The 6,973-nt window shown below is 61.9% G+C and carries 5 protein-coding genes; 4 read left to right on the top strand and 1 reads right to left on the bottom strand.

What is annotated here, in order from left to right:
* Positions 1 to 33: 33 nt before the first annotated feature.
* On the top strand, positions 34 to 1,923 hold the full coding sequence (gene thiC, locus FAZ79_RS09465) for a phosphomethylpyrimidine synthase ThiC (RefSeq protein ID WP_136867728.1): 1,890 nt from the start codon (positions 34 to 36) through the stop codon (positions 1,921 to 1,923).
* 76 nt (positions 1,924 to 1,999) lie between these two features.
* Here thiC and FAZ79_RS09470 read toward each other — a convergent pair whose 3' ends face one another.
* Positions 2,000 to 2,164 carry a DUF1328 domain-containing protein gene (locus FAZ79_RS09470; protein ID WP_136867729.1) on the bottom strand — a complete coding sequence of 55 codons (165 nt, stop codon included), beginning with the start codon at positions 2,162 to 2,164 and terminating at the stop codon, positions 2,000 to 2,002.
* A 233-nt stretch (positions 2,165 to 2,397) separates the two neighbouring features.
* Here FAZ79_RS09470 and FAZ79_RS09475 point away from each other — a divergent pair, with 233 nt between their 5' ends.
* The 3 genes from FAZ79_RS09475 (at position 2,398) to FAZ79_RS09485 (ending at position 6,958) form a co-directional block, all read left to right on the top strand.
* Positions 2,398 to 3,351 (top strand): EamA family transporter, encoded by a 954-nt coding sequence (locus FAZ79_RS09475; RefSeq protein ID WP_136867730.1) that lies wholly within the window; start codon positions 2,398 to 2,400, stop codon positions 3,349 to 3,351.
* Positions 3,352 to 3,441: 90 nt separating this feature from the next.
* Positions 3,442 to 4,185, top strand: a complete 744-nt coding sequence (locus FAZ79_RS09480) for a ferredoxin--NADP reductase (protein ID WP_136867731.1) — start codon at positions 3,442 to 3,444, stop codon at positions 4,183 to 4,185.
* A gap of 631 nt (positions 4,186 to 4,816) precedes the next feature.
* Complete coding sequence (locus FAZ79_RS09485; protein WP_247709536.1) at positions 4,817 to 6,958, top strand: SIR2 family protein; 2,142 nt, start codon at positions 4,817 to 4,819, stop codon at positions 6,956 to 6,958.
* Positions 6,959 to 6,973: the final 15 nt, after the last annotated feature.

Consider the following 6,973-nt stretch of genomic DNA (forward strand, 5'->3'; position numbering starts at 1 on the left):
CATGCCCCAACGTGCAACACAGGTGGCATACCCATGAGCGCAATCCCCAGCGATTTCCTGCAGAAGACGGCCAAACTCTCCGAGACGGTCATCGCCCCGTTCCCGGCCAGCCACAAGCGCTACTCGGTCGGCTCGCGACCGGACCTTCGCGTCCCCTACCGCGAGATCTCGCAGACGGCGACGCAGAACGACTCCGGCATCGTCTCCAACCCGCCGATCCCGGTCTACGACACCTCCGGTCCGTACACCGACCCGGACGTCGAGATCGACCTGCTCAAGGGGCTTTCGCCGCTGCGCCAGGTGTGGATCGAGGAACGCGGTGACACCGAGCAGCTCGACGGCCCGACCTCGCGTTTCGGCCAGGAGCGTCTGACCGACGAGAAGACCGAGAACCTGCGCTTTTCGCACATCCGCCCGCCGCGCCGCGCCAAGGCGGGTGCCAATGTCACCCAGATGCACTACGCCCGTCAGGGGATCATCACCCCCGAGATGGAATACGTCGCGATCCGCGAGAACAACCGTCTCCAGGAGATGCGTGCCGATCCGCGCTACAAGGCGCTGCTGCGCCAGCACAAGGGCGAATCCTTCGGCGCGTCGATCCCCGACGAGGTCACGCCCGAGTTCGTCCGCGACGAGATCGCCCGCGGTCGCGCCATCATCCCGGCGAACATTAACCACCCGGAAATCGAGCCGATGATCATCGGCCGGAACTTCCGCACCAAGATCAACGGCAATCTCGGCAATTCGGCGGTCACCTCCGGCATCGCCGAGGAAGTCGAGAAGATGGTCTGGGGCATCCGCTGGGGTGGCGACACCATCATGGACCTGTCCACCGGCAAGCACATCCACGAGACCCGCGAGTGGATCCTGCGCAACTCGCCGGTGCCGATCGGCACCGTGCCGCTCTACCAGGCGCTGGAGAAGGTCGACGGCAAGGCCGAGGACCTGACCTGGGAAATCTACCGCGACACCCTGATCGAGCAGGCCGAGCAGGGCGTCGATTACTTCACCATCCACGCCGGCGTGCGTCTGGCCTACGTGCCGATGACCGCCGAGCGCGTCACGGGGATCGTCTCGCGTGGCGGCTCGATCATGGCCAAGTGGTGCCTCGCCCACCACGAGGAGTCGTTCCTCTACACGCACTTCAACGAGATCTGCGAGATCATGAAGGCCTACGACGTGTCCTTCTCGCTGGGCGACGGCCTGCGCCCGGGCTGCCTGGCGGATGCCAACGACGAGGCCCAGTTCGCCGAGTTGAAGACCCTGGGCGAGCTGACCCAGATCGCCTGGAAGCACGATGTGCAGGTGATGATCGAGGGCCCGGGCCACGTGCCGCTGCACATGGTCAAGGAGAACATGGACAAGGAGCTCGAGGACTGCTTCGAGGCGCCGTTCTACACCCTCGGGCCGCTGGTCACCGACATCGCGCCGGCCTACGACCACATCACCAGCGGCATCGGCGCGGCGAACATCGGCTGGTACGGCACGGCGATGCTCTGCTACGTCACGCCGAAGGAGCACCTCGGCCTGCCCAACAAGGACGACGTGCGCGAGGGCGTGATCACCTACAAGATCGCTGCCCACGCCTCGGATCTCGCCAAGGGCTTCCCGGGCGCGCAGGTGCGCGACAACGCCCTGTCCAAGGCGCGCTTCGAGTTCCGCTGGCTTGACCAGTACCACCTGTCGCTCGATCCGGAGCGGGCGCGTGAATACCACGACGCGACCTTGCCGAAGGACGCGCACCAGGTGGCGCACTTCTGTTCCATGTGCGGCCCGCACTTCTGCTCGATGAAGATCACCCAGGAGGTGCGCGAGTACGCCGACAAGCTGGGCGTCGACGAGGAGGAGGCGCTCCGTCAGGGCATGAAGGAGAAGTCGATCGAGTTCGTCGAGCAGGGCGGCGAGGTGTACGGGCGGATCTGACGGCTGCCGTGCCCCACCGAAACGACGAAACCCCGGCGTTGCCGGGGTTTTTTTTGTGCCGTACGGGTTGGGATGGTCAGACCGGCGGCCGTCGACCCATCAGGAAGAACACGATGGCCAGGATCAGGCCGACGACGAACAGGATCCAGGCGATCTGGGTCGCCGCACCCGCAATGCCGCTCAGGCCGAGTACGCCGGCGACGATCCCCACGATAAGAAAGATCAGTGCCCAGGAAAGCATGATGCGACCTCCTTGGTTGTCCGCCCGTTCGGCGCGATTGCCGTGGGTTTGGGCGGGGTCGGCGCACCTCGAGCCGACCGATTCATGACGGCCATCGGTTTCGATGACCCGCTTTCACCTTAGTGAAGACGCTCGTTGCTTGCCTGAGTTCCGAACTCGGGTATGAATCGGCGGCGAGCGCCGGCCGTGGGCCTGCTAAGATCGCGGCCTTTCCGAACGCCGCCGGTGTGTCAATGAGCGAACCAACCCCGGGTCCCGTCGAGGACCGCGACATCCCACGGCACGCGCCGATCGCGCTGCTGCCGCTGCTCGCCTTGCTCCTGCTGGGCTTTTTCTGGGGATACAACTGGGTGGTGATGAAGGCCGTGCTGGTGGACGTCTCGGCGGCGTGGTTCGCCGCGCTGCGCACCGTGCTGCCGGCCCTGCTGCTGATCGCGATCCTGCCGCTCGCCGGCAAGCGACTGCGCCCGCCGCCGCTGTTCTATGCCTTGCCGATCGGCCTGTTCCAGACCGCCGGCTTCGTCGGTTTCATGATGTGGGCGCTCCAGTCCGGTGGCGGGGCGGGCGAGACCGCGGTGATCGTCTTCATGATGCCGCTGTGGCTGACCCTGATGGCGCATTTCGCCCTCGACGAACGGATCACGCGGGTGCAGTTGCTCGCGATCGGCCTGGCCCTGCCGGGACTGGTGCTGCTGATCTCGCCCTGGGAGGCGGGCCTGATGCCGGCGGCGGTGCTGCTGGCCTTCGCCTCGGGGTTTGGCTGGGCGCTGGGCGCGATCTGGCAAAAGCGCTACTACCACCGCTACCAGCCCGACCTGCTGAGCCTGACGGCCTGGCAGATGCTCTACGGCGGGCTGTTGCTGCTGGCGATCGCGCTCTGGGCCGAGCCCTTCGCCGTCGACCCGACGCCGAATTTTCTCTGGGCCCTGTTCTATAACGTCGTGCTGGCCGGCGCGATCGGCTGGTTGCTCTGGGTCTACTCCCTGCACCACCTGCCGACCTGGATCGCCGGTTTCGGGGCGCTGCTGGTGCCCGGCATCGGCGTATTGAGTGCCTGGCTGGTGCTGGGCGAGACGCCGGGACCGGTCAAGCAGCTCGGTATCGGCCTGATCCTGTCGGCGCTGTTGATCATCACGCTCTATCAGCGGCGGGCGCGGCAACGGGCCCGTCGACGCGCGGGGGGCTGAGTGCTTGCCGACCATGTCATGCTGGAAACAGCAGGCATCACCAAGTCATGCTGGAGGCAACCGGCATCACCAATCCAGACGAGGTAACCGATGGGCGAATGGCTTGAGGTGACGGTCGCCGAGACCGTCCGCTGGAACGATGGACTCTATTCCCTGCGTTTTGACGCGCCGTTACCGGCATTCAAGGCGGGACAGTTCGTCCGGGTGGGGCTCGATATCGACGGCGAACGCGTCGCGCGTCCCTACTCGCTGGTCAATGCGCCCACCGAGACGCCTCACGAGATCTATTTCAACGTCGTGCCCGAGGGGCCGCTGTCACCCAGGCTGGCCCGCCTGGTCCCCGGCGACACCCTGTTCGTCAACACCACGGTCACCGGCACGATGACCATGGAGCGCACGCCCGAGCACCGGTATCTGTGGCTGTTCGCCACCGGGACCGCGCTGGGTCCATTCCTGTCGATCCTCAAGACCGACGCCCCCTGGGCGCGTGCCGAGCGGGTAGTGCTGTGCCATTCGGTGCGTCGCGCCTCGGATCTCGCTTACGGCGAGACCATCCGGCAGTTGCAGTCGCGCCACGGGGATCGATTCGCGTTCGTGCCCGTGGTCACCCGCGAGGACCACCCGGGCGCCCTGCACGAGCGGATACCGGCGGGCCTGGCGTCCGGCGAGATCGAGAAACGGGTGGGACTCGAGCTGCGCGCGGAGGACGCCCACGTCATGCTCTGCGGGAACTCGGACATGATCGAGGCGGTCCAGCAGGTGCTCAAGGAACGCGGTCTGCGTCGCCATCGCCGTCGTGAACCGGGCCACATCACGGTCGAGAAATACCACTGAGTCAAGGTGACGGCCGCTGGGCGCGCTTCTCTGGCCCGCTCGGCTATACTGGCCCGTCCCAGCCATCGATGCACACGCAAGCCAGGCTTGCCCGGCCGCCCGATGCGTCGGCCACGCAGATCACGGAGTCGCAACCGCCATGGTGCTGATGCTCGATCATCAATCATTGCGTCCAAGCGTGTTCACTGGTGTTCAAAAAGCGTAACAATTCAGTTGTTTAGCTTATAACAGTGTCCGTGCATGTCTATGCGTGTTCGTGGCAATCCAATCCCATTGTGAGTCAGATTGTGAGTCAGGCTGTGAGTTAAGCGGCTGAGCGCCGTTTCTGACTCACACCTTCGCTGCAGGCCGCGTTGCGGCGTGCTTTCAGAGAGCTGAGAAGTTCGGGTATCAAACTTTCCGTATAGCTGCCGTGAAAGGGCCAATTTGAGTTCTTCAATTTGGTCACGCAGATCTGTGATTGCTGGGGGCGCTTCACTCCGTGTGCATTGACTCGGGGCTTGTGTAGGGCGACGCTGTGTCTTCGGTCCAACAGGCCTAGTAATGCGGCCTTCTGCAAGGCATTCCCTTTCCCTCCCCAGCACTCGTCACTCCAATGCAGTTTGTTCCAAATGGGCCAGATGTACCGGACTTGCTTCTCGAAGCCCACGAAGAAGGTCGTGTGGTGTTCTTTTGTGGAGCTGGTGTCTCTTACCCCGCAGGCCTGCCAGGCTTTCAGGGGTTGGTTGATGGTCTCTATGAACGCTTGGGCACCACACTAGAGCCGGCCGAACAGAAACCATTTGAGCATCATCAATACGATGTAGTGCTCGATCAGTTGGAAAGGCGCCTTCCGGGGCAGCGTCTTGATCTGCGTAAGGCGCTAGCAAAGATTCTTCAGCCCGATCTGGATCGCGATGGGGCGCTTGATACTCACGCGGCGCTGTTGCGTCTGGGGCGCTCTCGCGATGGGGCCCTTCGGCTTGTCACTACAAATTTTGATCGCCTTTTCGAGCACGCTGGCGAGGAGGTGGGCGCGTTCGATAAATATATGGCCCCGATGCTTCCCATTCCCAAAAATAGCCGTTGGGATGGTGTGGTTTATCTGCATGGCCGGTTGCCGGACGAAGAGAGTGAGACAGCGCTGCACAAGTTAGTGCTCACGAGCGGTGATTTTGGGCTGGCCTATTTGACAGAGAGGTGGGCCGCTCGCTTCGTAAGCGAGTTGTTCCGCAACTACGTTGTTTGTTTCGTTGGTTACAGCATTGATGACCCGGTGCTGCGCTACATGATGGACGCGTTAGCTGCCGACCGTATGTTAGGGGAGGCCACCCCACAGGCTTACGCGTTTGGAGCTAGTGAGCCAGAGGGTACGGATGATGCGGCGAACGAGTGGGTGGCAAAAGGTGTCGTTCCCGTACTTTATGAACTGCCAACTGGGAGTACAGATCACTCCGCATTGCACGACACGCTGAGGGCGTGGGCCGATACATACCGGGATGGCACTTTTGGCAAAGAGCGCATCGTGACGGATCTGGCTCTGACCCACCCCTCGTCAAGCTCGCATCAGGACAATTTTGTAGGTCGGATGTTGTGGGCAATATCCGATAAGTCAGGCCTGCCGGCAAAGCGTTTCGCGGACTTCGATCCGGTCCCACCATTTGACTGGCTAACAGTGTTTTCTTCTGACTGTTACCGGCATGACGATCTACGCCACTTTGGTGTCTCTCCCGCTCCCGAGAAGGACGAAAGGCTCAGTTTTAGTTTGGTTTCTCGCCCCACGCCATACCAAAAGTCTACTTGGATGGCTCTAGTTTCAGCTGGTGACGATGGCGCCCAATGGGATGCGGTCATGTTTCATATGGCCCGCTGGTTGACTCGTTACCTTGATGAGCCGGAGCTGATTCTTTGGTTGGCTCGTCGAGGCGGACAAGTGCACGAGCGACTTTTGTGGCTAATAGAAGAGAGGCTCAATCAGCTTGCTCGCTTGGAAAGGGATAAAAAAACCTCCGAGTTGGAGGCGATCCGAACAGGAGCGCCGAAGGCCATCCCAAGGCCAGGAATGCAGGCATTGTGGCGGTTGTTTCTTGGAGGGAGAGTGAAATCTCCGCGACACAATTTTGATCTTTTTACATGGAACGAGCGATTGGAGCGCGAGGGGCTTGCAGCCTCACTCAGGTTGGAGCTTCGTCGACTTCTCGAACCAAAAGTGAAGTTGCGGAAGCCTTTTCGGTTAGGGGGGCGTGACGAAGATGGCGGCGAGGATGTTGAGCTCACGCATTTGGTGAACTGGGAGTTGAGCTTGGCAGCAGATCACGTGGCGTCTGATCTGCTTCAGCCAGAGAGTGGAGCTTGGGGATCCGTCCTGCCCTTGCTCCTGGAAGATTTTCAACAACTTCTACGCGATGCCCTGGACCTGCAGCGCGAGTTAGGTGGCGCTGACGAGGACTCAGATAGCTCGGTTTTGGACATGCCGTCCATAGCCCCTCATTGGCAAAATCGCCGTTTCCGCGACTGGGTGGTTTTGATCGAGCTGCTTCGCGATGCGTGGTTGTCTGCTTGTAAGGCGTCACCTGGGCGGGCCAAAGCTGTCGCTCAAGGTTGGTTCGACTTGCCTTACCCTGTGTTTAAGCGCTTGGCTTTGTTCGCACTGAGTCAAGGTGGAGAGGGTGCTCCCCTAGATGTGATCTCTCAACAGGTTGTCCACGGAACCCATCCAATGGATGCTGAGTTTGCCGACCAAGCAATCCATGACAGGAGGGTCCCGTGGACATCCATCAGAATGCCGCGCTAACACCTCGAGGTCGAG

The sequence above is a fragment of the Guyparkeria sp. SB14A genome (assembly GCF_005096345.1).
Classification (GTDB): Bacteria; Pseudomonadota; Gammaproteobacteria; order Halothiobacillales; family Halothiobacillaceae; genus Guyparkeria; species Guyparkeria hydrothermalis.